Genomic DNA, 25,018 nt, shown 5'->3' with positions numbered 1-25,018 from the left:
GCGGTGGAACCCGACCGGTCTCCAGAGCGGGCGCTCGACCGGCGAGCGTGGGTCGCCGCCCGCCGCTGTTCAGGTCTGCTCTGGCGCGCGCGCCGCGTCCTGAGCTCGCCGGCCGTCCACCCTCGCGGCGGCCAGCTGAGCCGCCGCGGCGGCGAGCCATCGCTCGGGCTCGGCGGTCGCCGCGGCGACGCCGCGGGCCAGCGTGGCGATCGCGAGGGCCGCGTCGATACCGGGTGGCGGCGGCGCACCCAGCTGGCCGGCGACCAGCAGGACCGGCACGGGGCCGGCCTCGCCGACCCGGGCGGCGGCGAGGCGCAGAACCCCGCCGACGACCTTGCCGGACATCGAGGTCGCGTCGAAGCGGCCCTCACCGGTGATGACGAGGTCTGCGTCCGCCAGCGCGGCGGGCAGCCCGGCGTGCTCGGCCACCGTCGCGGCACCGGGGACGAGCCGGGCGCCCCAGGCGGCGGCCAGGCCGTAACCGGTGCCGCCGGCCGCGCCGGCGCCCGGCGCGTCGGGTTCGCCGCCGAGCAGCGTGGCGAGCCGGCGCAGGCCGCCATCGAGCAGGCGTATGCCGTCGGGGGTTGCGCCCTTCTGCGGGCCGAAGACGGCCGCGGCCCCATGAGGACCGCACAGGGGCGCGTCGACGTCGGTCAGGCAGAGCACACCGCCGGGCGGCGCGAGGCGTAGCCCGCGCGCATCCACGGCGGCGAGCCGGGAGAGCGCCCCGCCACCCGGTGGCAGCGGGGCGCTCGCGTCGTCGAGGAAGCGGGCGCCGAGGGCCGCCAGCGCCCCGGTGCCGCCGTCGGTCGACGCGGAGCCGCCCAGGGTGACGATGATCTGGCGCGTCGCCGGGTCGTCCAGCGCCGCGGCGAGCAGCTGGCCGAGGCCGACGGTGTGCGCTCCGAGCGGGTCGCGCCGGGCACCGAGCAGCGGCAGGCCGCTGCCCCTGGCGAGCTCGACGACGGCTGTCCCGCCCGGCAGCGAGAGCCACTCGGCGTCTACCAGGCGGCTGTCCGGGGCGCCGTCGGGGCCGGTGACCTTGAGGGGTCTACGGCGCGCGCCGGGCACAGCGGCCGCGAACACGTCGAGGGTGCCCTCGCCGCCGTCCGCGATGGGCAGCCGAACGACCTCGTCACCGGGCCGGGCCGACAGCCAGCCGTCCGCCAGCGCCGCCGCCACCCGGTCGGCCGCGAGCGACCCCTTGAACGAGTCCGGCGCGATCACGACCTTCAGCCGACGATCCATGCTGTAATTCTGGTTCGCTCCGTCCGGGCACGGCACTCCGGCCCCGTACTCGCTTCGCTCCCACGGGACCTCCGTGCCGCGTCCTCCTCCGCGAACGTGCGCTGCGGCGACCTCCGCTGCGGCCCCCCTACGTCGCTGCGCTCGTAGGAGGGCCTCCGCGGAGGCGCGCCTCCGCGCCTGCACGGTCACCTTGCGCTGAACGTCACCAATCCAAGACGGCCCGATCCAGTGCCAGACCCTCGCGGGAACCACGTCGCTTCGCTCGTGGGACGTCTGGACTGGTGCTGGTCGCAGATTCTGTGCCGATCAGGTGTGAACGCCGCTTACGAGCGAAGCGACGTGGCCCCGCAGAAGCTGGCCATGGGTCAATCCGCCGCTGTGACGTCGCCAACCGAAACCACAGCGCTCGTATGGGCACTTCGCTTCGCTCGTGGCGGTCTTCGCCCCTGTTCAGCCACCCCACGAGCGCAGCGAAGTGGCCCGACGGATGGGCCCGCTTCGGTTTGGTGACGTTCAGCGCAAGGTGACCGTGCAGGCGCGGAGGCGCGCCTCGCGGAGGCCCGGCCCACGAGCGAAGCGACGTGGGCCGGGCCGCAGCGAGGTCGCCGGAGCGCCCGTTCGCGGAGGAGGACACGGCGCGGAGGTCCCGTGGGAGCGAAGCGAGTACGGGGCCGGAGCGCCGTGCCCGGACGGAGCGAACCAGAAATACAGCGAACCAATTAGCACAGCCAGGTGTCGATGCCGGCGAGGGCGCGCGCCTGGACGTCGGCGGGGGCGGCGCCGCCGGTGATCGAGCTGCGGGCGCAGGTGGCGAGCTGCTCGTCGGTCAGGCCGAGTGCCTCCCGGCACAGCTCGTACTCCTGCAGGCAGGTCGGCCCGAAAAGGAGCGGGTCGTCGGCGTTGATCGAGCACCGCACGCCGGCGGCCAGCAGCGCCGGGAGCGGGTGCTCGGCCAGCGACGGCACCACCGACAGCTGCACGTTCGAGGTCGGGCAGACGTCGAGCGTTGTTCCCCGTTCGGCGAGCACCTCGACCAGCGCCGGGTCCTCGATCGCGCGGATACCGTGCTGGAGCCGGTCGGCGTCCAGGACGTCGATGGCGCCGCGTACGGAGGCCGGGCCGTCGAGCTCGCCGGCGTGCGGGGTGGACAGCAGCCCGGCGTCCTTCGCGTAGCGGAACGCGTCGACGAACGGCTCCGGCGGGTAGCCGTTCTCGTCGTTGTGCAGTCCGAGCGCGACGATGCCGGCGTCCCGGAAGCGGACGGCCGTCTTGGCGACCTCCACCCCGTGCTCGGGAGTGTCCAGGACCCGGTCGACGGCCGCCATCCAGCGGACGGTCACGCCGTGGCGGGCGCCGGCCTCCTCGCCGCGGTTGAGCACGGCCTCCCATGCCGCCTCGGCGCTACCGAAGATCTCCAGGTACGGGTACGGGTAGAAGCTCGGCTCCAGGTAGACGATGCCCTCGCTCGCGGCGTCCTCGACCATTTCGTCAACGAGCCGCTCGAAGTCGGCCACCTCCCGAAAAATCGGCAGGATGCCTCCGACTACCTCGCCAAAGCCGCCGAATTCCGTGAAGCCGGTGGTCCGGGGCGTCGGCAGGCCGCCCCGCGCGGCGAGCTCGGCCAGCGTCGATGGACGCATGCCGAGCTCGAAGTGCAGATGCAGATGCCCCTTGGGCAGGTCGCGCAGGTCTCGCATTACCAATCCTCACGCCGCGTGGTCAGGTCGCCGCCGAGATGACGCCCGCGCGCCGAACTGACGAGCCGGCGGGGCCGCGTCAGCCCGTGGTGGCGGGCCTGCGACGACGGTACGGACCGAACCGCCTGTCCGGGACCTCGTCGCCCGGTATTTACCACCCGGACACACCCTTCCGCGCGCCGTGCGCGCACCGCGCCCGCCTGCTCGCGCCACCCGCATCCGGCCGCCGACAGCGCTGCCGCACGGTTGTCCGGTGCGCGACGGCGCGAGCAGCGCGACACGGGCTTACGAGGCCCGCAAAAAAGTGATATCACTTTGATAGACGACGAGCGGGTGCCACCATCGGGGTGGCTCGCTCGTCGGATCGGAGGAGAGAGCGCTATGACCACGGGTAACCCGCCCCAGGTGCCGATCAACCTAGGCGGCCTGGATCCGCGCCGGGACACCCTCGAGCCGGGCGACGTGGTCGACATGCCCCAGCCGCGGGTGCGGGAGCGCGCGATGACAGGCCTCTCGGGCGCGATCGGGTTCTTCAGTGCGCTCCTGATCTCTGTGATCGGGGTGGCGCTGATCGTGCTCGCGGGCCTGCTGTTCGACGACGGCTCGGGCGGCGCCGGCGCGGCCGCGCTGGTCGTCGGCATCCTCGTTTTTATCGCCAGCTTCGTGTTCCTCGGCGGCCTGACCGCCGTCGCCCCGGGGCAGGCGCGGGTGGTGACGCTGTTCGGCCGCTATATCGGGACGATCCGGGTTACCGGCCTGCGCTGGGTGAACCCGCTCACCAGCCGGCGCAAGATCTCGACACGGATCCGCAACCACGAGACCGGTGTGGCCAAGGTCAACGACGCCGACGGCAGCCCGGTCGAGATCTCGGCCGTGGTGGTGTGGCAGGTCGCCGACACCGCGCAGGCCCTGTTCGAGGTCGACGACTTCGTAGAGTTCGTCGCCATCCAGACCGAGAGCGCCGTTCGGCACATCGCCACCCGATACCCGTACGACGCGCACGACACGGGACAGATGTCGCTGCGCGAGAACGCCGACGAGATCACCGGCAAGCTCTCGGCCGAGATCGCGCTGCGGGTGGCGTCGGCCGGCGTCCATGTCATCGAGTCGCGGATCACCCGGCTCGCCTATGCCCCCGAGATCGCTCAGGCGATGCTGCGCCGCCAGCAGGCGAACGCGGTCGTCGCCGCCAGGGCCCGGATCGTCGAGGGCGCGGTCGGCATGGTGGAGACGGCATTGGCCCGGCTGGAGAGCCAGGACGTCGTCGAACTGGACGAGGAGCGAAAGGCGACCATGGTCAGCAACCTGCTCGTCGTGCTGTGCAGTGAGCAGTCGACCCAGCCGGTGGTGAACGCCGGCTCGCTCTACCACTGATCCGCGGCCCGTGACGGAACGGAAGAAGATCCTGCTACGGCTCGACCCGGCCGTGCACGACGCGCTGGCGCGGTGGGCCGGCGACGAGCTGCGCAGCACGAACGCCCAGATCGAGTTCCTGCTGCGGGGGGCGCTGTCATCCGCCGGCCGCCTGCCAAGTGCCGTCGGCCGGATACCGCGCCGCGGCCGGCCGCCCAAATCGGCCACCGAGGCGCCGCCGAACGGTGAGGAGGAACTCGCCAGCGGCGGTGCCGACGAGGCGGATCTCGACGCGGCGGATCTCGACGCGGCCGGCGACTACCCCGCCGATGACGGCGACTCATAGCTCGTAACACCGCAAGGACCCGAGGAGCATGCCGTGGAGTTGCCCGACTCGCTGCCAGCCCGGCTTTACCTGCTGACCTACAACCCGGAGAAGGAGCGGATGGACGGCCGCGTTGCCAGCGGCCACCTGGGACCGGCGCTGCGCGCGGCGGCCCTGCTGGAACTGCGCCGACGCGGCCGGATCATCGACGAGGCCGGCAAGGTGGTCCTGGTCTCGGGAGCCCGTGGCGCGGGCAGGGCCCGCCCGCCCGGCGCCGGTGGTGCGGGAGCGCTGACGCTCGACGACCCGATCGTGACGCGGGTGCTGGAGCAGGTCGAGGCGTCCGGGCGTCCGCGCTCCTGGAAGCACTGGATCGGCAGGGACAACCGGCGCACCACCCGGTGTGCCCGTGACTACCTGGAAGCGGGCCGCTGGGTCCGGGTGGACCGGACGCGGGTGATCGGGATCTTCCCGCGCACGGTCGTCACTGTTCGCGACCCGCGCACGGTGCGGGCGCTGATCAACGACGTGCGCCGCGCGCTGCGCGGCCCGACACCGGTAAACCGCCTCAACGACCACAACCGCCAACTCACCGCACTCGGCGCCCTCGCCGAGATCCGCGTCCTGGCCACCTCGCGGGAGCGGCGCGCGTACAAGGCCCGTATCGGCGAGCTCACCGCGTCCATCGCACCAATCGGTCCCGCCCTGCGCAAGGTCATCCGGGACCAGGAGGCCGCGCACAGTGCCGGAGGATGACCCGGCCTGACCAGGCTGACAGGGGCGGTCGACCATCGCCCGGCGGACCTACCGGGAAGAGTGGCGGCGACCGAACCGGTCAATTTGGGCTGAATGACGGACGGGGCGGGTGAGGTGGAAGGCTGTGAGCGTGCGCGTCGTGCTCGCCGAGGACCTGGCCCTGTTGCGTGACGGGTTGATCAGGCTGTTGACGGCCTTCGACTTCGAGGTGGTCGAGGCGGTCGACAACGGGCCGTCGCTGCTGCGCGCGCTGACCACGCACCGGCCCGACGTCGCCGTGGTCGACGTCCGGCTGCCGCCGACCTTCACCGACGAAGGCCTACTGGCGGCGATCGAGGCACGCTCGCACGTTCCTGGGCTGCCCGTGCTTGTCCTTTCGCAGGACGTGCAGCCGCTGTACGCCCGGGAGCTGCTGGCCAGCCCCGGCGGCGGGGTCGGCTACCTGCTCAAGGACCGGATCAGCGACGTCGGCCAGTTCGTCGACGCGGTTCGCAGGGTCGCCGCCGGCGGGTCCGCGATGGACCCGGAGGTCGTGGCCGAGCTGCTGACCAGGCGCTCCCGGGACGAGCCCCTGCGCACCCTGACGGCCCGCGAGCGCGAGGTTCTCGGGCTCATGGCCGAGGGGCGCTCGAACGCTGCCATCGCCGGCCGCATGTTCGTCACCGAGAAGGCCGTCGGCAAGCACACCAACAACATCTTCAGCAAGTTGGGCCTGCCGCCGTCCGCCGACGACAACCGCCGGGTCCTCGCCGTCCTCGCCTATCTGAACTCCTAAGGCGGCTCGGGCGAGGCGCCCAGCGCCTCACCGAGCCCGCCTTAGACCCAGCGGTTCATGCCGGTGAGGATGTAGCCGATCTTCAGCCAGGACTCCCGGCCGACGACGCCGTCCGGGGCGATCGGGCCGTAGTACGGCGAGTTGAGCCGCTGCAGCGAGCCGACCCTGGCCACGGTCTTCGGGCCGAAGGCGCCATCGGGCGTGAGCCGGTTCGGGTCTCCGGTCGGCGCCTCGTGGCCGAAGATGATGTTCAGTGCGTTCTGGAGGGTGACGACCGCCGGGCCGCGGTCACCCTGCCGCAGCGTCGGCATCGAGACGTAGCGCTGCTGCGCCTGCGTGGTGCCGAGGTCCCCGCTCATCGCCAGCGCGGCCGCGAGGATGTCCGGCCGGCGGTTCGCGCGGATGGTGCCGGGGCAGGAGTGGTTGCCCCAGGGCACGCCGCCCATGCGGTGGGTGCCGATGCCGTACCCGTTCACGCTGTCGGTGATCTCGGCCTTCCAGCCGAACTCGGCCATTCCCCACGCGTACAGCTCGGCGAGCCGCTGGATCTGGATGGGGGCGTAGTCCTCGGTGTCGTAGCCCTCGCACTCCACCGAGATCCAGTACGGGTTGCCGGCCGCCTGCGCCCAGGCGCGTTGGTCCAGTGCGACGTACTGCTCGAGCGCGCCACCCTTGGACACCCACAGGTGGCTGGAGACCTCGGTCGCCGGGTTGTTGAACATCCCGTACAGCGAGCCGTTGCCCACCTGGACGTGCGGGATCAGGCCCCGGGTCGGCTGCACCATCGCGCCGGACGTGTTGCGGACTGGGCGCCAGGCGGCGGGCGCATATCGGGTGGCAGCCACGGTTACCGCCCTCGCCGTCGCGGCATGGCGGCCGTGACCACCGCGCCGCGCGAGCCCGTTGCCGCCCTCGCCGTGCTGGTCCGTGTGTCCATAAAAACCTCTATTACCACCGTTGCCTGTTTTGGAACCCTGTCTGACCCGATGACTGCACCGTCGCCGGCCCTGCCCAGAAAAGCGCAACTTGCGCAAACATCGGCTGTGGTGTCCATCACGTTTCTGGGTGTCGGCTCAACGGGCCAGTGGCCGATACGTCCGGTACCAGCGGAGATGCATTCCGCCGGTCTGACTCGCGCGGCCCGCGCTGACGTCACGAAGTAGTTCACTCATGACCCGAACGGTGGCGATCCTGCCCGAAATCGGCTGGGTAGACGGTAGAGCACCCCGCCCGTGAGATCCGCCCCGATGCCATGCATGCGCCCAGCCGGCACAGCTTGGATACCGCCAGTGACGGCGCATCAGCACAGCGCCATACCAGCCGTCTCGTCGATCTGGAACCAGCCTGGCCGCCGCCCCGCCTCTTTCTAGACTTCGGCGCATGGTTGTGCCGGCTTCTACCAGTCCGCATGCTGACGACCAGGCTGTCGCCGAGGTCGCCGTCCTGCCCGGTCCGCCGCCCGCCGCGGTGCGGGCGCTGCGGACCGCCGTGTTCGTGGACGAACAGAGGGTCCCCGCCGAGCTCGAGCACGACGACGCTGACGCGTACGCCGACCACGCGGTTGTCTGGGACGCCGGCGGTCGGGCGCTCGCGACCGGCCGCCTGCTTGACCCGGCGTCGGTTCCGGGCCTGGACACGGGTCCCGAGCCGGGTCCGGACGAGGCGGTGCCCGGCGGCCTGCCGGCGGAGCTGGCCGGGGTGATCGGGCGGGTCGCGGTCCGGCCGGAGGCGCGCGGGCGGGGCCTCGCGCGGGTTGTGATGGCGGCGCTGGAGCGGCGGGCAGCCGAGCGTGGCCTGCCGGTGATCCGGCTGCACGCGCAGGCCGCGGTCGTCGGGCTCTACGTCGGGCTCGGCTATCACGCGTTCGGGCCGCGTGATCTGACCGCGGGGATCGAGCACGTCTGGATGGCCCGCTCGATCCTGCCGGGCCTGCGGGCGGTCAGGGACGCCGACGGACCGGCGCTGGAGCACATGATCGGCGGGATCTGGGCCGAGTATCCGGGCTGCGTGCTCGACGTCGACGGCGAGGAGCCGTGGCTGCGTGCCCCAGCCGCCACCTACGCCGGTGACGCCCTCCCCGGCCGCTATCGCGGTGCGATGTGGGTGGTCGCCGAGGAAGACAGCGCCGCCGATGGGGCGCCGCTCGCGGGTTGCGTCGCGGTGCGGGAGACCGGGCCGGGCCGGGTCGAGCTGAAGTCGCTCTACGTGGCCGCCACCGCCCGTCGGCGCGGCCTGGGCGCGGCGCTGACGCGCCTGGTGGAACGCGAGGCGCGTCGACGGGGTGCCTCGGTCGTCGAGTTGTGGACCGACACGAGGTTCACCGACGCGCATCGCTTGTACGAACGACTTGGTTACGTAGCGACAGGAGAGGCCCGCGAGCTTCGTGACCTCTCCAACACAACGGAGTTCCGGTATACCAGAGAGCTACTGTCGCAACCCTGACCGGTTCGTATTGTAATGCTCTTGCTGCATCGCGAAGTTGTTGTGCTGGTTGGTCCGTCAGGGCTCCACACGTCGGCGTCTTCTGGGCTATACAGCTTGGAACCTGTTGCCTAACTCACAAGTAACCTGCGGGGCCGCCACCGTCGCCCCACTGATCCGCTGGGAGCCCGCTCGTGTCCACACCCCCAGGTCCCGCCGAGCCGCGCGGACCCGAGCCAACTGGCCGCTCCAGCGCCTTCTGGACGTCGGTCGCGCAGGAGGCCGGGAAGCGTGGCGGCATTGTCGCGATCATCGCGGTCCTGCTAACGGTGGGCCTTGGCTTCGGCATCACCCAGCTGGAGTTCAGCACCGACCAGAGCAACTACCTGAACTCCGACTCGCAGATCGCCAAGGACAACGTCTCCTACCAGTCCTTGTTCGGCGGCGAGGCGATGATCTCCGACCTGACCGTCGATAAGGGCAAGAAACTCACCGACCTGTTCACCCAGCACAACCTCGCCGAGTTCGACGCGGTGACCAAGCAGCTCGAGGCCGACCCGCGGATCGTCGCCGTGATCACCCCGGTGACCGCCCTGCAGTTCACCCACAACCTGGTCACCAGCTCCGACGGCAACCCGGTGAACAGCCCGGCCGGGAAGATGCTGCTCAGCGCGCAGCAGCGGGACACCGATCCCACCTCGCAGGCCAAGCGCCTCCAGGACTCGATCGCGACCCTGGGCCGGATCAACCAGATCCCGCCCGCGCAGCAGACCCTCAGCAACCCGGCCTGGGTCGACTTCCTGCTCCATGACAACACCGGCAAGGTACGCGCCTCGCTGCTGCCGTTCTTCCCGAACGACGACAACGCTCAGATGGTCGTCCGGCTGGCCGGCAACGCGGACATCAAGGACGCGGGGGCGGCGGCGTCCCTAGTGCAGAAGGCGATGGCGGCGCGGCACTTCGACAACGCCCACGTCGTCACCACCGGCGCCACCGTGCTGCTGCGCGACATCAACGACTACCTGCGCGGCGGGTTCCTCACCCTCGGCGCGATCGCGGCGGCGCTGATGATCGCGCTGCTGCTGGTGGCCTTCGCCGTGCGGTGGCGTCTGCTGTCCCTGGGCGTCGTCGTGGTCGGCCAGGTCTGGGCGTTCGGTCTCGCCGGCTACCTGGGCCTCCCACTGAACATCGTGACGATCAGCGGCCTGCCCGTGCTGCTCGGCGTGGGCATCGACTTCGCCGTGCAGCTGCACAGCCGGGTGGAGGAGGAGGCACAGCTCGACCGCGCCGACCATCCGGTCGCCGAGACGCTGCGCCGGCTGGTGCCGGGCCTGGCGCTGGCCACCGTCGCCGCCGTCGTCGCCTTCCTCGCGCTGGAGTTCAGCGCGGTGCCGATGATCCGTGACTTCGGTGTGCTGCTGGCTCTGGGCCTGCCGGTGATCGTCATCGCGACCATACTGCTGACGTCCGCGTCGCTGGCGTGGCGCGAGCAGCGCAGGCCGACGCCCGCCAAGGACTACACCCGCGGGCCGCTGGGGCGCGCCACGGTCGTGCTCGGCTCGATCCCGCGGGCCGCGGCCATTCCGCTGGTCGTCATCGCGGTCGCGCTGTTCGCCGGTGGCGCGGCCACCGAGGGCAAGCTCAAGGTGCAGACGGACCCGCAGAAGTGGGTCAACCAGAACAGCCAGGTCGTCAAGGACCTCGACTACCTGAGCGACCACACAGGCACGACCAGCGAGCTCGGTGTCTTCATCCAGTCGAACAACGTCTTCGACGACCAGACGGTGGCGTTCGTCGACGGCTTCGCCCGCGAGCAGCTCGCGAAGCACCACGAGGACCTGACCAACGCCTCGAGTCTGGTCACGACGGTCGGCTTCCTGCTCGACGTCCCGGGCGCGAAGACGGTGCCGCCGACCGGTGACGACGTCCGCGCGGCCTACCAGGTCGCCCCCGAGGCGATCAAGCGCAGCACGGTGAACCTCGCGAGCACGAACGGCGACGCCGGCTCGCTCAACCTGATCTTCCAGACCGGCCCGCGCTCGCTCGAGCAGCGCGCGGTCGTCGTCAAGGACATCAGGGCGACGGTGAACCCGCCGGAGGGCGTGCGGGCCACTCCGTCGGGCCTCGCCGTCGTCGGCACCGGCCTGCTGGACAACATCGAGAAGAAGCGGGTCGAGCTCACCTACTTCGCGCTGATCGGCGTCTTCCTGGTGCTGCTGCTGCGCTACCGGGGACCGGTCAAGGCACTGTTGTCGGTGGTGCCCGTCCTGATCGCGGTCGGGCTCACCTCGCTGATCGCCTGGGTATCCGGCCTGGAGCTCTCGCCACTGACCGTCGTCAGCGGCCCGCTGGTCATCGCCCTGTGCACCGAGTTCACCGCGCTGATCGTGCAGCGCCATCTCGAGGAACGGGCGCGCGGGCTCTCACCCCGCGCGGCGGTCGACGAGGCGGCGGCGCGCACAGGGCGGGCGTTCCTCGTGTCCGCGGCCGCTGCGGTCATCGGCATCCTGGTGCTGGCGTTCAGCTCGTTGCCGCTGCTGCGGGACTTCGGCCTGCTGGTCGCCGTCAACGTCGCGGTGGCGCTGCTGTCCGCCCTGGTTGTGCTCCCGCCGCTGCTGGTGTGGATGGATGACCGCGGCTGGGTCTACCGGCCGAAGGGCACCGGCCCGCGGGTGCCAGACCAGTCACCGACGGGCGAGACTCTGACGCAGGGGTCGCCGGTCGCCGGGGACGCACGTTCCTGAGGCGGGTCTGGCCGCGAGGCGCTCGGCGCCTCGCGGCCAGACCGCGCTGTCGGGTGCCGGGCGGCCCGCCCGGGTGGTTCGGGGTCGAGGCATATGACGGTGGCCTTGCCCGGTCCGGGTCAGCGGGGTGGTTGGCGCTGTGCTGAGGCGGCGGCGGGCCGGTGAATGTGTCGGGTGGCGCTACGCGCCCGAGGGCGTGGCGCCCAGTGCCACCCAGTACCGTGTGCGGTACGGCACGGGCACGGTTTACCCGCGCTCGCGCGCGCCCTGACCCCGGGGTCAGGGCGCGCTTCGAGCGCTGAAGGAGAGAGATGAGCTTCGACTTCAAGGTCGCGGACCTTGCGCTGGCCGAGTTCGGCCGCAAGGAGATCCGGCTGGCCGAGCACGAGATGCCGGGCTTGATGGCGACCCGTGCCGAGTACGCCGCGAGCCAGCCGCTCAAGGGCGCGCGGATCATGGGATCGCTGCACATGACGATCCAGACCGCCGTGCTCATCGAGACCCTCGTCGCGCTCGGTGCCGACGTCCGCTGGGTCTCCTGCAACATCTTCTCCACCCAGGACCACGCCGCCGCCGCGGTCGTCGTCGGCCCGAACGGCACCAAGGACGCCCCGGCCGGCGTCCCGGTGTTCGCCTGGAAGGGCGAGACGCTCGAGGAGTACTGGTGGTGCACCGACCAGGCGCTGGCCTGGCCGGACGGCGGCGCCCCCAACATGATCCTCGACGACGGCGGTGACGCCACGCTGCTCGTCCACAAGGGCGCCGAGTTCGAGAAGGCGGGCGCCGTGCCGGCGACCGACCCCTCGGACTCCGACGAGTACGCGATCATCCTCGACACGCTGCGCAGCACGATCGCGGCGAAGCCCGGCCGCTGGACCGCGGCCGCCGAGGCGATCAAGGGCGTCACCGAGGAGACCACCACCGGCGTGCATCGCCTCTACGAGATGCACAAGGGCGGCACGCTGCTCTTCCCGGCGATCAACGTCAACGACTCGGTGACCAAGAGCAAGTTCGACAACAAGTACGGCTGCCGGCACTCCGTCATCGATGGCCTCAACCGGGCGACCGACGTGCTCATCGGCGGCAAGGTCGCGGTCGTCGCCGGTTACGGCGACGTCGGCAAGGGCTGCGCGGACGCGCTGCGCGGCCAGGGCGCCCGGGTCATCGTCACCGAGATCGACCCGATCTGCGCGCTGCAGGCCGCGATGGACGGCTTCCAGGTCACCGTGCTCGAGGACGTCGTCGGGATCGCCGACATCTTCGTCTCGACCACCGGTAACTTCAACATCATCACCGCCGACCACATGGCGTCGATGAAGCACCAGGCGATCGTGTCCAACATCGGCCACTTCGACAACGAGATCGACATGGCCGGCCTGGGCAAGATCGCGGGCGTCGAGAAGATCAACATCAAGCCGCAGGTCGACGAGTGGGTCTTCCCGGACGGCCACTCGGTCATCGTGCTGGCCGAGGGCCGGCTGATGAACCTCGGCTGCGCCACCGGCCACCCGAGCTTCGTGATGTCGAACAGCTTCACCAACCAGGTGATCGCCCAGATCGAGCTGTTCACGAAGACCGACCAGTACCCGGTCGGCGTCTACACGCTGCCCAAGCACCTCGACGAGAAGGTCGCTCGGCTGCACCTGGACGCCCTCGGTGTGAAGCTCACCAAGCTCACCAAGGCCCAGGCGGAGTACATCGGCGTCGACGTCGACGGCCCCTACAAGGCCGACCACTACCGCTACTGATCCCCGGCCGGCCGCCGTCGACGTCGACGGCGGCCGCCCATCGTTTGACGTGAGGGCCGTTCCCACCTGCGGGAACGGCCCTCACCGCTGTCGGGCCGCTCTGGCCGGACTTCAGACCCCGGCGTGTTGGACGACGAAGATCTCCAGGACGGAGTCTGCGCCTGGGAAGAACAGCCCCTCGTGGCCGTCGTCCCAGCGGATCAGATAGGGCGGCCCGGTCTCACCGCGGGCCTCCAAGACGACGCCGTGCCGTTCGGGCTGGCCGATGGTACGGCTGTGGACGCATACGCGGTCGCCGACCTTCGCGTGCATCGCGATCCTCCTCGACTGTGCGGCGGTCGCTCGAAGGCGCGGAGCGTGCCGCTCGCGCCTTGCCTGTCGGGCGCTGGCGTGCCCGACTGCCTGGTTCCGGGTCAGTGCGGACAACCGGGTGGCCCGGGTCTGGGGCGGGATCTTGGCTGAGTTGGGCGCACATGGTCGCCGGCAGGACTTTAGGCGATCACACGAAGATAGTTACCCAGTGCTTCCTCGTAGTAACGCCGACCGGGCGGTGGCCGTGGACGGCGTCGGGCGTGCGTCCGTTTTGCCCTTGTGTGTTCGGGTGGGCGCCTGCGATGACCCCCGGCATGGCGGCACTGTCATGGTTCGGGACGGCGCAGTTCACCGTGCTCCGGGATGGGTGCCGCTCGCCGCGTCTCGGGAACGTGTGTTCGGTCTCGAGAGTGCGCATTCGCGGCACTCGGGTCACAGCTCGGCCGTCTTCAGGTGTCTGACGGGTGGCATGGATGGCGGCTGGGTGTCCGATGGATGACAGCCGCGAGCGTCGATGGACGGCCATTCAGGAGATCTTGCGGAAATAGTCGCCCGAAGTTTGCTGTTGTGTTACCTCGACCCAGCCGCGAGCGAGGCAGGAATCGCTACTTGTTGTGATTGACCGATTCTCTGTCGTCGTCGAGACCGAGTGGTGAGGCAAATTCGTGACTGACTATTGACGGAAAGTATCGCTTGAACTCCAGAGCGTCGCCATGTCGACGGGATTCATCGCGCAGGGCGATCGTCTCCTTCGTATCGGGGCGGAGAGATGTGTCACCGGCGGACGGGTTGTGCTTACCTGTCGGTTAGTAGGACGGTGTAGAGCGGGTCCCCAGGGGGGTGGGGAGGTGATCTGATGCGTAGGAGTGCGATGTGGCGAGCATTCCGTGTCCATCGGGCCCGCGAGCGGGTGATGGCATTCGGTTCCGCGGCCCGGCCGAAGTTGTCGGCTCCGAGCGTCCCCCGCCGTCGCGAGCGCGCCGCGCGTTCCTGACGTCCTCCTATCTTCTCGGCCAGATTGCCCTGCTGGGCGGGCTGTTCATGGTCTACCGGCTGGGCAGGACCCTGGCGGATGGCCGGCGGGTCGAGGCGCTGCGGCACGCGCTGGCGGTCTGGCACTTCGAGCGGTTGCTGGACCTGCCCGACGAGTCATCGATCCAGCAGCTAGCGCTGCGCTCCACCGACCTGCTGGAGTTCGCGAACCGCTTCTACATAACCGTGCACTTCCCGGCCGCCATCGCGTTCCTGCTCTGGGTCATGCTTTTCCAGCGGGCGCACTGGCGGCGGGTCCGAAACGTGATCATGCTGTCGACGGGCGTCGCGCTCGTGATTCACATCCTTTACCCGCTGGCCCCACCGCGGTTCCTGCCGGCCGTGAGCCCGAACATCCCCTTCGTCGACACCGGCGTCGTGATCGGCCCGTCGGCCTACAACGAGGTGGGCGCCGCTCAGGCGAACCAGTACGCGGCGATGCCGAGCCTGCACATCGGCTGGGCGATCCTGGAGGCCTGGGGGGTCATCACGATCCTGCGCTGGCGGGCGCGCTGGCTCGCCGTCGCACACCCGATCGTCACCGCGCTTGTGGTCGTGATCACGGCGAACCACTACTGGCTCGACGGCCTGATAGGCGGCGGGCTGGTCTGGGGTGCCATCGTCCTGACCCGGCAGCCTCGCTGGGACCGTGTCACCGCGGTCACCCTCGCCCCAGCCCGACGCGTCCGCGCCGCGCTGCGCCACCGCCTGCCAGCCGAACACCCGCCGGCTGGTCCGCCGTCGCTCGACCTGGTGGCCGCCATGGCGAGACCGATCCCGCCTGCCCGTCAGGCGAGCAGCGGCACCGCCCCCTTCGCCCTCGCGCAGGCGTCGGCCAGGATACGGGTCCACCGCCAACCCGAGACCACCGAGGACGACCCGCAAGCCAGTTCTGAGCCGGCTGCCGCGGCGCCCCACCACGAGCGAAGCGACGTAACTCCCGGAGCCGTCTAGCCATCTGGTTTCGGATCGAACCGGTCGCTGGATTGACGGCTATGCGACTGCTGCGGCTTCGGGTTGGTGACGTTACAGCGGCGGTGTTACCGAGCTGGGCGCGGAGGCGTGCCACGAGCGATGCCAGGTGGCCCCGCGAACGCCGTGGCCTCGGATTGGTGACGTTACAGCGGCGAGCAACCGAGCTGGGCGCCGAGGCGCGCCTCCGCGGAGGCCCCGTGGGAGCGAAGCGAATACGGGGCCGGAGCGCGCCGCCCGGACGGGGTCCGGCTCCCGGGTTGGGGCGGGTCAAACGGGTCGCAACCGAGCTGGCGCGGAGGCGCGCCTCCGCGGAGGCCCGGCCACGAGCGAAGCGACGTGGTCGGGCCGCAGCGGAGGTCGCCGGAGCGCCCGTGAGCGGAGGAGGACGGCGCGCGGAGGTCCCGTGGGAGCGAAGCGAGTACGGGGCCGGAGCGCGCCGCCCGCACGGAGCGAACCAGTTAGTTGAGCCGCTCGATGACCATGGCCATGCCCTGGCCACCGCCAACGCACATGGTCTCGAGGCCGATGGTCTTGTCCCTGGTGCGCAGGCCGTTGAGCAGCGTGGTCAGGATGCGGGCGCCGGTCATGCCGAACGGGTGGCCCAGCGCGATGGCGCCGCCGTGCACGTTGAGCTTGTCGAAGTCGATGCCGAGCTCGCGCGCCGACGGCACGACCTGGGCGGCGAACGCCTCGTTGATCTCGACGAGGTCGATGTCGTCGATCGTCATGCCGGCGCGGCCGAGCACCTGCCGCACCGCCTCGATCGGCCCAAGGCCCATGATCTCCGGCGACAGGCCGGTCACGCCGGTCGCCACGATCCGGGCCAGCGGGGTCAGGCCCAGCTCGCGGGCCCTGGTGTCACTCATGATGACCACCGCGGCGGCGCCGTCGTTGAGCGGGCAGGCGTTGCCGGCGGTCACCGTGCCGTCCGGGCGGAACACCGGCTTCAGGCCGGCGAGCGCCTCGAGGGTGGTGCTCGGCCGCGGGCCGTCGTCCGCCCGGACGACCGTGCCGTCCGGCAGGGTGACCGGGATGATCTCCCGCTCGAAGAACCCGTCCGCGATGGCCTTGGCCGCGTTCTGCTGGGAGCGCAGCGCGAACTCGTCCTGGTCGGCCCGGGTGAGCCCGGTGTGCTGGACGACGTTCTCGGCCGTCTGGCCCATCGCGATGTAGATGTCGGGCAGTAGCCCGTCGGCGTGCGGGTCGGTCCAGACCGGGGCGCTGGCTTCGGCCCGGGCCTTGGTGCGGGCCTCGGCGTCGGCGTAGAGCGGGTTGTGGGTGTCGGGCAGGCCGTCGGCGCTGCCCTTCACGAACCGGCTGACCATCTCGACGCCGGCCGAGATGAAGACGTCGCCCTCACCAGCCCTGATCGCGTGGAAGGCCATCCGGGTGGTCTGCAGCGACGAGGAGCAGTAACGGTTCACCGTGGTACCGGGCAGGAAGTCCATGCCGAGCTCGACCGCGACCGCGCGCGCCATGTTGAAGCCCTGCTCACCGGCCGGCTGCGCGCAGCCGAGCATCAGGTCGTCGATCGTCGTGGGATCGAGTTCGGGCAGCTTGTCGAGGACAGCCCGCACGACGGTCGCGGCCAGGTCGTCCGGCCGTAGATCCTTGAGCGATCCCTTGTAGGCGCGGCCGATCGGGGACCGGCCGGTGGCGACGATGACAGCCTCGGGCACGTTGGGCTCCTTCCACGGTGTCCGGGCGTAGGGGCCGCACGGCCCGCCTCGGTGTTCTCCCGTACCGGCCCCGCCGGGCTCGCCCCGCCGGCCGGAATGGGCCGTCGCCGGGCAACGGGCACCTCGCCCAAGCTAGCGCAGTTCGCCCTCTCGAGCCTGTGATCCGACCCGACCGCGATCATGTAGCCCCGCGACATCACCTCCGCCGTGTCCTAGCCTGACCTCGATCGGCGCAGCATGATCCTTCCGTGCGGCCTGCTCCGACCGGCGCGATGCGTGGGCGTCGCCGTCGGCGTAGCGCCGGTGGCGCGGGCCGCGCGCCGGCGGCCATGGCCGCGCGGCCGCCAGGAGGTCGGTGACGCGATGCCTTCCGGATACGGGAGTGCCCTGGAACGGCGGGCTCCGGCCGCGCTCGGGAGCGCGGCCGCCGAGCTGCGGGCCGCCGCGCTCGAGCTGCGTGGGCTCGCCGCGACAGCTTCCGGCCTGCTCGGCCCCGTGCTGAGCCTGGACACCCCCGAGACCTGGTCGTCGCCGTGGCAGCGGCGCGCGACGGCACGGGTCGACGGCTGGCTGCGGGCGCTGGGCGGCGGTGTCGAGGCGATGGCCGCCCGCGCCCGCTGGTACATCAGGGCCGCCGACGCGTTCGAGGCCGCCGCCGCGGTTGGGCCCACCGCCGTGGGAGCCGGCGGCGCGGCGGGGGAGGGCGGCGCGGGCGACGGGGCCGGCCCGCCGGGGGCTCCGCACGTAGGGCTCGTGCCACGCCTGCCGGAGATGCCTCCCGGCTGGGACATTCCCGACACGGCACTGCTGCGTGAGCTGGCCACCGGCACCGGGACAGGCACCGGGACGGGCTCGGCGGACCCGTTCCTCGCCGGGCCGCTGGGTGCTGGCGGCTGGCAGGGCAGCCGCCCCTCACCCTCGGGCGACGCCTGGGCGGTGGACGTCTGGGCCGGTGTGGGCCCCGCCGGCCGCGGCGTGGACGGCGGCGCCCACGGTGGCGACCTGGGTGGAGGCGGTCCGGTCTCCTTTGACCCCGGCCTGCTCGGCGCGCTGGCCGGCAGGCTACGCGCCGCGGGCACCGCCGCGGCCGGGCTAGCCACCGCCGTCGGGCGAACGGACGAGACAGCCCTGGACACGGTCGTCGCCGTTCTCGGCGCGGCGGCCGCGGCGACGGGCGGCGGCCTCGCCCAGGCACTCGGCGCCGCCGTGTCCGCGAGTCCGCCGGGCACCTTCCGGCTGGCCGGCCTGCCCACGACGACCGACGTGCTCCGGCTGGGCGCGCACGCCGTCGCGGTCGGCGGGCCAGATCTCGCGGCGGCGATCGAGCGTCGGACGGCTCACTTCGTGGCGGCCGAGGAGGCGGTGCGGGCCGGCGGCGTGCTGATCGACCCGCGCGCCTGGTTCGACGACGCTCCGCCGCCGAGCCTCGGCTGGATCAGGACGGCCGCCGCCGGGCTCGTCGCGCTGGTCGGGACCGACCCCGGCGCGCTGTCCGCCGCGGACATGCGGGAGGTCGGCCGGCGGCTGGCAGCGCTGCCGCCGGCCGCCCGCGAGGCGGTGGTCAGCCGGCTGCGCGGCCAGCCGCTACAGGTGCTGACGGGGGCGCTCGCCCGCCTGCTGCGGCACGTGGCGGCAGGCTCGGACGACGAGCTCGAGGCCCTGGCCGCGGTGCCGGACCTGCTGCTCGCGAGCGCGCCGGCCGCCATGCTCACCGAGCTCGTCCGCCTGCTGCCCGTCCTCGAACCGGCACCTCCTGGAACCGGAACTCCGAGCTCCGACGGCGTGGACGTGGATGAGGCGAACCGGGCCGACCCGGTCGTCCGAGACGGCGTCAGCACCTCCGATGTCGGCCAGGGCGGCCTCGGTGACTGCTACCTCGCCGCGGTGCTGATCGGTCTGGCCAGACAGCGCCCCGATCTGCTTGTCGAGGGGATCCGGGAGAACCCGAACGGCACGCTCACCGTCACCTTCTACCGCGACGGCCGGCCCTTTCCGGTCACCGTGACGCGCGCGCTGCCCGGCCTGCCCACCGGCGACGCCGCGGGCGGAGCGGGAGGCGGCGGGGCCGGCGGCGCGCGGCCGGTGCCCACGATGGCCGCGTTCGACCTCGCCGGGCGGCCGGAGCTGTGGGCCGCCGTCTACGAGAAGGCCTACGCACGGCTCTACGGCGGCTACGACGCGATCAACGGCGGCGATCCCGGCGCGGCCGCAACCGACCTCACCGGACACCCACATCGCGCGGTGCCGCCGGGCTCCGTCAGCGTCGCGGGTGTCGCGTCGCGGCTGGCCGCGGGCGACGTGATCACGGTCTCCACCCGCCCGGGTGTGGCGGACGAGCCGGCGGCCGGGTCGGCGGCTGGTCTTGTGGGCCAGCACGCCTACACGGTTCTGGCCGCGGACGTCGCGGGTGGACGGCTGCTGCTGCGCAACCCGTGGAGCAGCCCCGGCGAGGAACTGGCCCGCTGGTACCGCTGGGACGAGCTGCGCTCGTGCCTCCGGGCAGTCACCCTGACCCCGACGTCCTGACGCGAGCCGCCTAGGGCTGCTCCGGCCGGCGGTTGAGGTTGGGGTCAGGGCTTGGCAGCTCGCTCAGGGCGAGTTGTGCCGACTGGATGTTGCTGGGAACCCACCTCAGGTGGTCCGCCACGCCCCGTCGTGGGCCCGTGAGCACGACTCGCGTATGCCCGTTGGGCATATACGTCCGCTGGTTGCGGTCGCGATGGTGCGGCCGCGTCGCGGCGAGCGCGCGACGCGCGCTCGCCGCGCGCTCGCCGGCCATCTCGATCACCGCTCGCCCCACCGAAGGTCGAGCGCTCATCTACCGCTCGCCTACCGCTCACCTATGGTTCACCTATGGTTCGTCGCGCGTCCCGCTCAGCGGCCGAAGTGTCGGGCGGCCGCGTAGCCGGCGCCCTGCAGTGGCTTGCCGGTACGGGACGTCCATCGCCACTGCACCGAGATCCGGCCGCTGACGTGGCCGGCGACCTTGGGCACGCCGTGCAGCCAGTCCGCCTGGGCGCGCCCGCCCAGCACGAGCAGGTCGCCCGAGCCTGGCGCGAGATCGAGCAGGCCGGTGGCGTCGCTCGGGTCGTTCAGGATGCGGCGGCCTGGGGCGAGCCGCACCGGCTTCACGGTCCACGGCCGGCGGGCCCCCAGCGTGAGGATCGCGATCACGGTGTCGTCGAGCCACCGCAGCTCCTTGTCGCGGTGTACCGCCACCGAGTCCGCGCCGTCGCGGTAGTAGGACATGCCGTAGCCGTCGAACTCGATGCCGTAGCGGCGCCGCAACGCCGCATGCGCGGCCGTCAGCTCGGGGACGGGCGGCGGCCGGCCCGCGTCGTACCAGGCACTCAGCCGTGGCGGGACCACGTATTTCTCGTAGCGCCACATCGCGCCGGCCCGCCACTGCGTGGCGTCACGGACCCGCTGGTAGAGCTCGTCCGCGCCTGGCAGCCAGCCACGACCGATGTCCACCCAGGATGTCCGGTCGAGCCAGTGCCGCTCGAGAGGAGCCGCCACCAGCACACGGGCGAGGGCGGCGACGTCGACGCGGTCGGCCGGTGGTGAGACATCACCCGCGTCCACCGTGCTCGCGACGGCTGGGCCCTCGCCGGCCTGGCCGGCCTGCTCGGCGGACATGTCTCGACGCTACCGGGGACCTCTGACACCTTCCGGCGGTTTCCGGCTTCGCCGTCGTCGCGGCTCGACGGTCTGGCCGCTCACCGGCCCGCGTGCGGTCGAAGGCCGCGGGGCCGTCGTAGGTAGACGGTTGCGGCCGGGTGGGCTGTCGGTGGGCCGGTGTTTCCCGGCGTCGGTTCTCGTCGGGCCGGGGGCGGACTGGCTGTCGACTGGACCCGTCGCAAGCGCATCGCGGACGTGCATAAGCGCTGGTCAAGCGCTCTCTGCGCGCTCGCGCAGGCATGTTGCCGTTATGTGTGCCCCTTGGCCGCGCTCCTCTTACCGCCCCGCCAGCGCGGGGTAACGTTCCTCAACCGGCATAGCCAGCCAGCGCGTCGCACAGACCGCCGACGCCCGACACCGACCCGAACCGACCCAGAGTCCCTTGGCCCGGCCGTTCCCAGGCTCGCAGGCCTGATGTCCACCCGCCACGCGGCCAGCAGCTCAGCGCGCAGGAAGGAGGCGAGGCTCCGTGGTAACCGACCCGATGCGTCAGCTCCCGCTTCCCGGAGTCCTCGTCCTGGTCTCCACGCCGTCCACCAGCGCGATCGTCGCCGACAACGTGGGCTGGCAGCGTGCCGTCGCGCAGGCGGGGCTCCCGCCCGCGGCCAAGCTGGTCGCGCTCATCCTGGCGAGTCACGTCGAACCGGCCAGCGGGGCCGATCCGGAGCTGCCGGCGGGCTCCGCCGTCTGCGCGCCCGGCCTGCGGGTGCTGGTGACGCAGACCAAGTACAGCCGGACCCACGTCCAGCGTCAGCTCGCGCAGTTGCGCAAGCTGGGCTGGCTCACCTCGGTGGGCCGGCCCGCCGCCGGCCGTCCGGCGCGGTTCGTGCTGACGCTGCCGCGGGACGTCGCCCGGTCCGCCGGAGTAGGGCTGGCCACGCCATCCGAGCAGGCCAAGGCCCACGATGCCGCTGACGTCATGGCGGCCACGGGCGCCCCGGCCGCCACCGCGGACCCGGCGGAACCGGCGTACGGCCGGCTCGCGGCCGTCGGCGCCACCGAGGACGCGGCGGACGGCCCGACCCGCGTCGGCGCGGCCCGTCAGGAGGCGCCCGACGGGGTGGCAGCGATTGCCGCGGCCGACGCCGAGCTGGCGCCCACCGCGGCCGGCGCCGGCGCCGGCGCCGCGGTCACCGCCGGCGGACACCTGCGCCGCCGGGCGGGCGGGCGGGCGCGGCCGGCGCGGCCGGCTCCGGGGGAGCGAGGGCGGGCCAGGATCGCCGGCACGCTGATGCGCCTCGGCGCGCGGCCGAGCGCCCCGGGCTCCCGCATGGAGTTCACCGAGGACGTGGATGCGCTGCCGCCAAACGTCCTGCCCGACCCGTTCAGCCTGCTGACCGGCACCGTCGGCCGCCGTGCGGCGCCGCGCTGGTCGCCGTTGCCCACGCTGCCCGTCGCCCCCAGGCCGACGTGGCCCGCCTCGGCCGCCGGGCCCATGGCGCCCGCCGGGCCCGTGGCGCCCGTGGCGCCCGCCGGGCCCACCGCGTCGTCTGGTGCCGGCCATGGCGGGGGTTCGGCGGCCCGGGATGCCGCGGGCCTGGATGCCCCGCCCACGAACGCCGGGTATGCGGGGCCTGGGGACGTCATGCCCGAGAGCGTCGCGTCCGGGGGTGTTGTCCCCGCGGACGTGGTGCCCAGTGGCATCTCATCCGGGTCGGTGGCCGGAGGTTCGCCGCCCTCCGCCGGCGAGCGCGCGGGCGGGCCGCCCTCAGTGGACACGAAGCCGGCAACCGCGTCACCCTCGGACCCACCCGCGCCGGGGGAGCCGCCCGTACCCGCGGAGCCGGTGATCCAGGCGCCGCGCGATCCTGTGGCCGAGGCGGCGGCGCAGTTGGTCGGCACCCTGGCCAGCGCGATGCGCTGTGAACCGGAGGTCTTTGCCGACTGCGTAGGCCAGCTCACCGACATCCTCAACGAAGGCGGCTGGTCGCCGCCCACACTCGCCACCCACCTCGTCCACCTGGTGGTCGGCGGGGTGAAGGTCGGTTCCGACAGCCCCGCCGACGGCCTCACCTGGCGGCTGAAGCACTTGCCGAGGACCAGCGACGAATGTCCCTGTGGCGCCTGCCGGTCCTGGCGCACGGCCGAATCCGAGCCACGTGCCGCGTCCGGCCCGCCCGGCGCCGACGGGGACGGGTCAGCGTCCGCGCCGCCCGGCCTGGCCGAGATCGAGCGGGCCGCCGCCGTCGGCGCCGAGCAGGCGGCCCTGCTCGCCCGAGCTCGCGCCTCCTGACCCGACGGCCCGCCCGCCTGCCGGATACCAGGGCGGGCGGGATGATGGAGCCATGGGCAACACCAGCTCAGATACCGAGCTTGACGGGGCCGGCGGTCTCGATGTGGACGTCCTGGTCATCGGGAGCGGGTTCGGCGGCAGCGTCACCGCGCTGCGGCTGGCCGAGAAGGGCTATCGAGTGACGGTCGTCGAGGCCGGCCGCCGTTACAGCGCACCACCGGAGGCCTCCGGCGCCGCGAGGGAGGAGCATTCTCGCGGCGCCTTCGGCCAGGCACCACCGGAGGCCTCCGGCGCCGCGAGGGAGGAGCATTCTCGCGGCGCCTTCGGCCAGGCACCGCCGGAGGCCTCCGGCGCGCCGAAGGAAGAGCGTTCTCGCGGTGGCGCGGTCGCGACGCTGCCCCGGACCAGCATGGACATTCGTCGCTATCTCTGGATGCCATGGCTTGGCTGTCACGGCATCCAGAAGATCACTCTGCTTGGCAGGGTGCTGGTGCTCTCGGGGGCCGCCGTCGGCGGTGGCTCGATGGTCTACGCGAACACGCTGTACCGCCCGCTGGAGCCGTTCTACGCCGACCCGCAATGGGCCGGCCTGGCCGACTGGCGGGCCGAGCTCGCGCCGTACTACGACCAGGCCGAGCGGATGCTCGGCGTCGTCCACAACCCGACGGCCACCTACGCCGACAAGGTGTTCCAGACGGTCGCCGAGGAGATGGGCGTCGGCGACACGTTCCAGCTGGCCGACGTCGGCGTGTACTTCGGACCCGAGGGGCGGCCGGCGCCGGGCGAGCCCGCCGAGGACCCGTACTTCGGCGGGGCGGGCCCGCGGCGGGTGGGCTGCCTGCAGTGCGGCGAATGTATGAGTGGCTGCCGGCACGACGCCAAGAACACTCTCGACCGCAACTACCTGTACCTGGCGGAGCGGCTTGGCGTCACGATCGTCGCCGACACCACCATCCGCTCGGTGACGCCGCTGCCGGGCGGCGGCTACGAGGTCGTCGGCGAGCCGACCGGCGCCTGGCCGGCGGTCACTCCGTGGGGCCGGGCGAGGGCTCGGAGGCGCCAGCACCGCTGGCGAGCCGGGCAGGTGGTGTTCGCCGCCGGCGCGCTCGGCACCCAGCAGCTGCTGCACGCGATGCGGGCGGGCGGTCAGCTGCCCGGCCTGTCCGAACGCCTCGGCCACCTGACCAGGACGAACTCGGAGGCCATCCTCGGGGCGGTGAAGACGCGCCCCGACGAGCGGATCACCCGTGGCGTCGCGATCACGTCGAGCTTCTACCCGAATCCGCACACCCACGTCGAGCCGGTCCGCTACGGCCGCGGGAGCAACCTCCTCGCGCCGCTTGCCTCCCCTATGACCGACGGCGGCGGGCGGCTGCCGCGGTGGGCACGGTTCCTCGGTGCCTGCCTGCGCCGGCCGCACCTGGCCGTCGCGGCCGGCCTGCCGTGGCGATGGTCGGAGCGGACGATGATCGTCCTGGTGATGCAGTCCCAGGACAACTCGCTGGTCGTGCGCCGCCGGCGCGGCCCGTTCGGGACGAGCTGGCTGACCAGCCGCCAGGGCCACGGTGAGCCGAACCCGACCTGGATCCCAGCGGGCAACGACGCGACCAGGCGGATCGCCGCCAGGATTGGCGGGCATCCGGCCGGCTCGATCACCGAGGTCGCGAACATCCCGCTGACGGCGCACATCCTGGGCGGGGCGCCGATCGGGGAGAGCCCCGAGCATGGGGTCGTCGATGCCTACCAACGAGTGTTCGGGCACCCCGGGCTGCACGTCGCGGACGGCGCCGCGGTCTGCGCGAACCTGGGGGTGAACCCGTCGCTGACCATCACCGCGCAGGCGGAGCGCGCGATGTCCTTCTGGCCGAACAAGGGCGACTCCGACCCACGTCCCCCGTTGGGCGCCCCATACCGCCGGATCGACCCGGTGACGCCGCGTCGTCCCGCCGTCCCGACATTCGCCCCCGCCGCCTACCGGATTGGCGGCCTGCCGGTCGTTACCCGCGTCCCGGAGGCCGAAAGGCGCTGACGTTGGCCGC

18 protein-coding genes are annotated in these 25,018 nt (G+C 72.3%); 11 read left to right on the top strand and 7 right to left on the bottom strand.

Translation table 11 applies throughout. The features are described 5' to 3' along the window. Positions 1 to 69 precede the first annotated feature (69 nt). Positions 70 to 1,248, bottom strand: coding sequence for a glycerate kinase (locus BCD48_RS38520; RefSeq protein ID WP_071053324.1), 1,179 nt, complete (start codon positions 1,246 to 1,248; stop codon positions 70 to 72). A gap of 719 nt (positions 1,249 to 1,967) precedes the next feature. Further along, complete coding sequence (gene add / locus BCD48_RS38515) at positions 1,968 to 2,945, bottom strand: adenosine deaminase (RefSeq protein WP_071053323.1); 978 nt, start codon at positions 2,943 to 2,945, stop codon at positions 1,968 to 1,970. Positions 2,946 to 3,326: 381 nt separating this feature from the next. On the opposite strand from add, the gene BCD48_RS38510 reads away from it, so the two are divergent. The 4 genes from BCD48_RS38510 to BCD48_RS38495 all read left to right on the top strand — a co-directional run bounded on the left by BCD48_RS38510 (position 3,327) and on the right by BCD48_RS38495 (position 6,154). Then, a complete protein-coding gene (locus BCD48_RS38510; RefSeq protein ID WP_198543577.1) occupies positions 3,327 to 4,319 on the top strand; it encodes an SPFH domain-containing protein in 993 nt (330 codons plus the stop codon). A 10-nt stretch (positions 4,320 to 4,329) separates the two neighbouring features. Next, the gene (locus BCD48_RS38505) at positions 4,330 to 4,644 is read left to right on the top strand and encodes a type II toxin-antitoxin system antitoxin (protein ID WP_071053322.1); all 315 of its coding nucleotides are present in this window, start codon (positions 4,330 to 4,332) and stop codon (positions 4,642 to 4,644) included. Positions 4,645 to 4,677: 33 nt separating this feature from the next. Next, positions 4,678 to 5,379, top strand: coding sequence for a GOLPH3/VPS74 family protein (locus BCD48_RS38500; RefSeq protein ID WP_071053321.1), 702 nt, complete (start codon positions 4,678 to 4,680; stop codon positions 5,377 to 5,379). Between the two features lie 130 nt (positions 5,380 to 5,509). Next, positions 5,510 to 6,154, top strand: coding sequence for a LuxR C-terminal-related transcriptional regulator (locus BCD48_RS38495; RefSeq protein ID WP_071053439.1), 645 nt, complete (start codon positions 5,510 to 5,512; stop codon positions 6,152 to 6,154). Between the two features lie 41 nt (positions 6,155 to 6,195). On the opposite strand, the gene BCD48_RS38490 is transcribed toward BCD48_RS38495, so the two are convergent. Then, positions 6,196 to 6,999: a peptidoglycan recognition protein family protein gene (locus BCD48_RS38490; RefSeq protein ID WP_071053320.1), complete on the bottom strand. Its 804-nt coding sequence runs from the start codon at positions 6,997 to 6,999 to the stop codon at positions 6,196 to 6,198. A gap of 535 nt (positions 7,000 to 7,534) precedes the next feature. Between BCD48_RS38490 and BCD48_RS47870 the strand changes: the two genes are divergently transcribed. The 3 genes from BCD48_RS47870 (at position 7,535) to ahcY (ending at position 13,067) form a co-directional block, all read left to right on the top strand. Further along, positions 7,535 to 8,596 carry a GNAT family N-acetyltransferase gene (locus tag BCD48_RS47870; RefSeq protein ID WP_198543576.1) on the top strand — a complete coding sequence of 354 codons (1,062 nt, stop codon included), beginning with the start codon at positions 7,535 to 7,537 and terminating at the stop codon, positions 8,594 to 8,596. 173 nt (positions 8,597 to 8,769) lie between these two features. After that, positions 8,770 to 11,319, top strand: coding sequence for an efflux RND transporter permease subunit (locus BCD48_RS38480; RefSeq protein WP_083419837.1), 2,550 nt, complete (start codon positions 8,770 to 8,772; stop codon positions 11,317 to 11,319). 311 nt (positions 11,320 to 11,630) lie between these two features. Next, the gene (gene ahcY, locus BCD48_RS38475; protein ID WP_071053319.1) at positions 11,631 to 13,067 is read left to right on the top strand and encodes an adenosylhomocysteinase; all 1,437 of its coding nucleotides are present in this window, start codon (positions 11,631 to 11,633) and stop codon (positions 13,065 to 13,067) included. A gap of 111 nt (positions 13,068 to 13,178) precedes the next feature. Here the strand turns inward: ahcY and BCD48_RS38470 are convergent, their stop codons facing one another. Continuing rightward, entirely contained in the window at positions 13,179 to 13,379 is a 201-nt protein-coding gene (locus tag BCD48_RS38470; RefSeq protein WP_071053318.1) for a DUF1918 domain-containing protein, read from the bottom strand. 873 nt (positions 13,380 to 14,252) lie between these two features. Here BCD48_RS38470 and BCD48_RS38465 point away from each other — a divergent pair. Then, positions 14,253 to 15,365, top strand: coding sequence for a phosphatase PAP2 family protein (locus tag BCD48_RS38465; protein ID WP_241842322.1), 1,113 nt, complete (start codon positions 14,253 to 14,255; stop codon positions 15,363 to 15,365). A gap of 479 nt (positions 15,366 to 15,844) precedes the next feature. Here the strand turns inward: BCD48_RS38465 and BCD48_RS38460 are convergent, their stop codons facing one another. After that, positions 15,845 to 17,065: an acetyl-CoA C-acetyltransferase gene (locus tag BCD48_RS38460; RefSeq protein ID WP_071053317.1), complete on the bottom strand. Its 1,221-nt coding sequence runs from the start codon at positions 17,063 to 17,065 to the stop codon at positions 15,845 to 15,847. 363 nt (positions 17,066 to 17,428) lie between these two features. Between BCD48_RS38460 and BCD48_RS38455 the strand changes: the two genes are divergently transcribed. Further along, a complete protein-coding gene (locus BCD48_RS38455; RefSeq protein WP_071053437.1) occupies positions 17,429 to 19,591 on the top strand; it encodes a C2 family cysteine protease in 2,163 nt (720 codons plus the stop codon). A gap of 10 nt (positions 19,592 to 19,601) precedes the next feature. On the opposite strand, the gene BCD48_RS38450 is transcribed toward BCD48_RS38455, so the two are convergent. Together BCD48_RS38450 and BCD48_RS38445 are read right to left on the bottom strand one after the other, a co-directional pair. After that, complete coding sequence (locus tag BCD48_RS38450) at positions 19,602 to 19,883, bottom strand: hypothetical protein (protein ID WP_131804190.1); 282 nt, start codon at positions 19,881 to 19,883, stop codon at positions 19,602 to 19,604. A 56-nt stretch (positions 19,884 to 19,939) separates the two neighbouring features. Continuing rightward, positions 19,940 to 20,704 carry an alpha-ketoglutarate-dependent dioxygenase AlkB gene (locus tag BCD48_RS38445; protein ID WP_083419836.1) on the bottom strand — a complete coding sequence of 255 codons (765 nt, stop codon included), beginning with the start codon at positions 20,702 to 20,704 and terminating at the stop codon, positions 19,940 to 19,942. 511 nt (positions 20,705 to 21,215) lie between these two features. Here BCD48_RS38445 and BCD48_RS38440 point away from each other — a divergent pair. Continuing rightward, entirely contained in the window at positions 21,216 to 22,979 is a 1,764-nt protein-coding gene (locus tag BCD48_RS38440; protein WP_071053315.1) for a helix-turn-helix domain-containing protein, read from the top strand. A 52-nt stretch (positions 22,980 to 23,031) separates the two neighbouring features. Continuing rightward, the gene (locus BCD48_RS38435; protein WP_071053314.1) at positions 23,032 to 25,008 is read left to right on the top strand and encodes an FAD-dependent oxidoreductase; all 1,977 of its coding nucleotides are present in this window, start codon (positions 23,032 to 23,034) and stop codon (positions 25,006 to 25,008) included. The last annotated feature ends 10 nt before the right edge of the window (positions 25,009 to 25,018 follow it).

This window comes from Pseudofrankia coriaricola (assembly GCF_001854805.1).
GTDB lineage: Bacteria > Actinomycetota > Actinomycetes > Frankiales > Frankiaceae > Pseudofrankia.
Note: the sequence above shows the minus strand (reverse complement) of the source record. Positions and strands in the feature narration are given on the sequence as shown.

Bases quoted from the DNA above. Each gene is read 5' to 3' on its own strand.
- BCD48_RS47870 (WP_198543576.1), top strand. From the start codon at position 7,535: ATGGTTGTGCCGGCTTCTACCAGTCCGCATGCTGACGACCAGGCTGTC.
- add (WP_071053323.1), bottom strand. From the start codon at position 2,945: ATGCGAGACCTGCGCGACCTGCCCAAGGGGCATCTGCATCTGCACTTC.
- BCD48_RS38455 (WP_071053437.1), top strand. From the start codon at position 17,429: ATGCCTTCCGGATACGGGAGTGCCCTGGAACGGCGGGCTCCGGCCGCG.
- BCD48_RS38450 (WP_131804190.1), bottom strand. From the start codon at position 19,883: ATGAGCGCTCGACCTTCGGTGGGGCGAGCGGTGATCGAGATGGCCGGC.
- ahcY (WP_071053319.1), top strand. From the start codon at position 11,631: ATGAGCTTCGACTTCAAGGTCGCGGACCTTGCGCTGGCCGAGTTCGGC.
- BCD48_RS38510 (WP_198543577.1), top strand. From the start codon at position 3,327: ATGACCACGGGTAACCCGCCCCAGGTGCCGATCAACCTAGGCGGCCTG.
- BCD48_RS38445 (WP_083419836.1), bottom strand. From the start codon at position 20,704: ATGTCCGCCGAGCAGGCCGGCCAGGCCGGCGAGGGCCCAGCCGTCGCG.
- BCD48_RS38520 (WP_071053324.1), bottom strand. From the start codon at position 1,248: ATGGATCGTCGGCTGAAGGTCGTGATCGCGCCGGACTCGTTCAAGGGG.
- BCD48_RS38470 (WP_071053318.1), bottom strand. From the start codon at position 13,379: ATGCACGCGAAGGTCGGCGACCGCGTATGCGTCCACAGCCGTACCATC.
- BCD48_RS38435 (WP_071053314.1), top strand. From the start codon at position 23,032: ATGGGCAACACCAGCTCAGATACCGAGCTTGACGGGGCCGGCGGTCTC.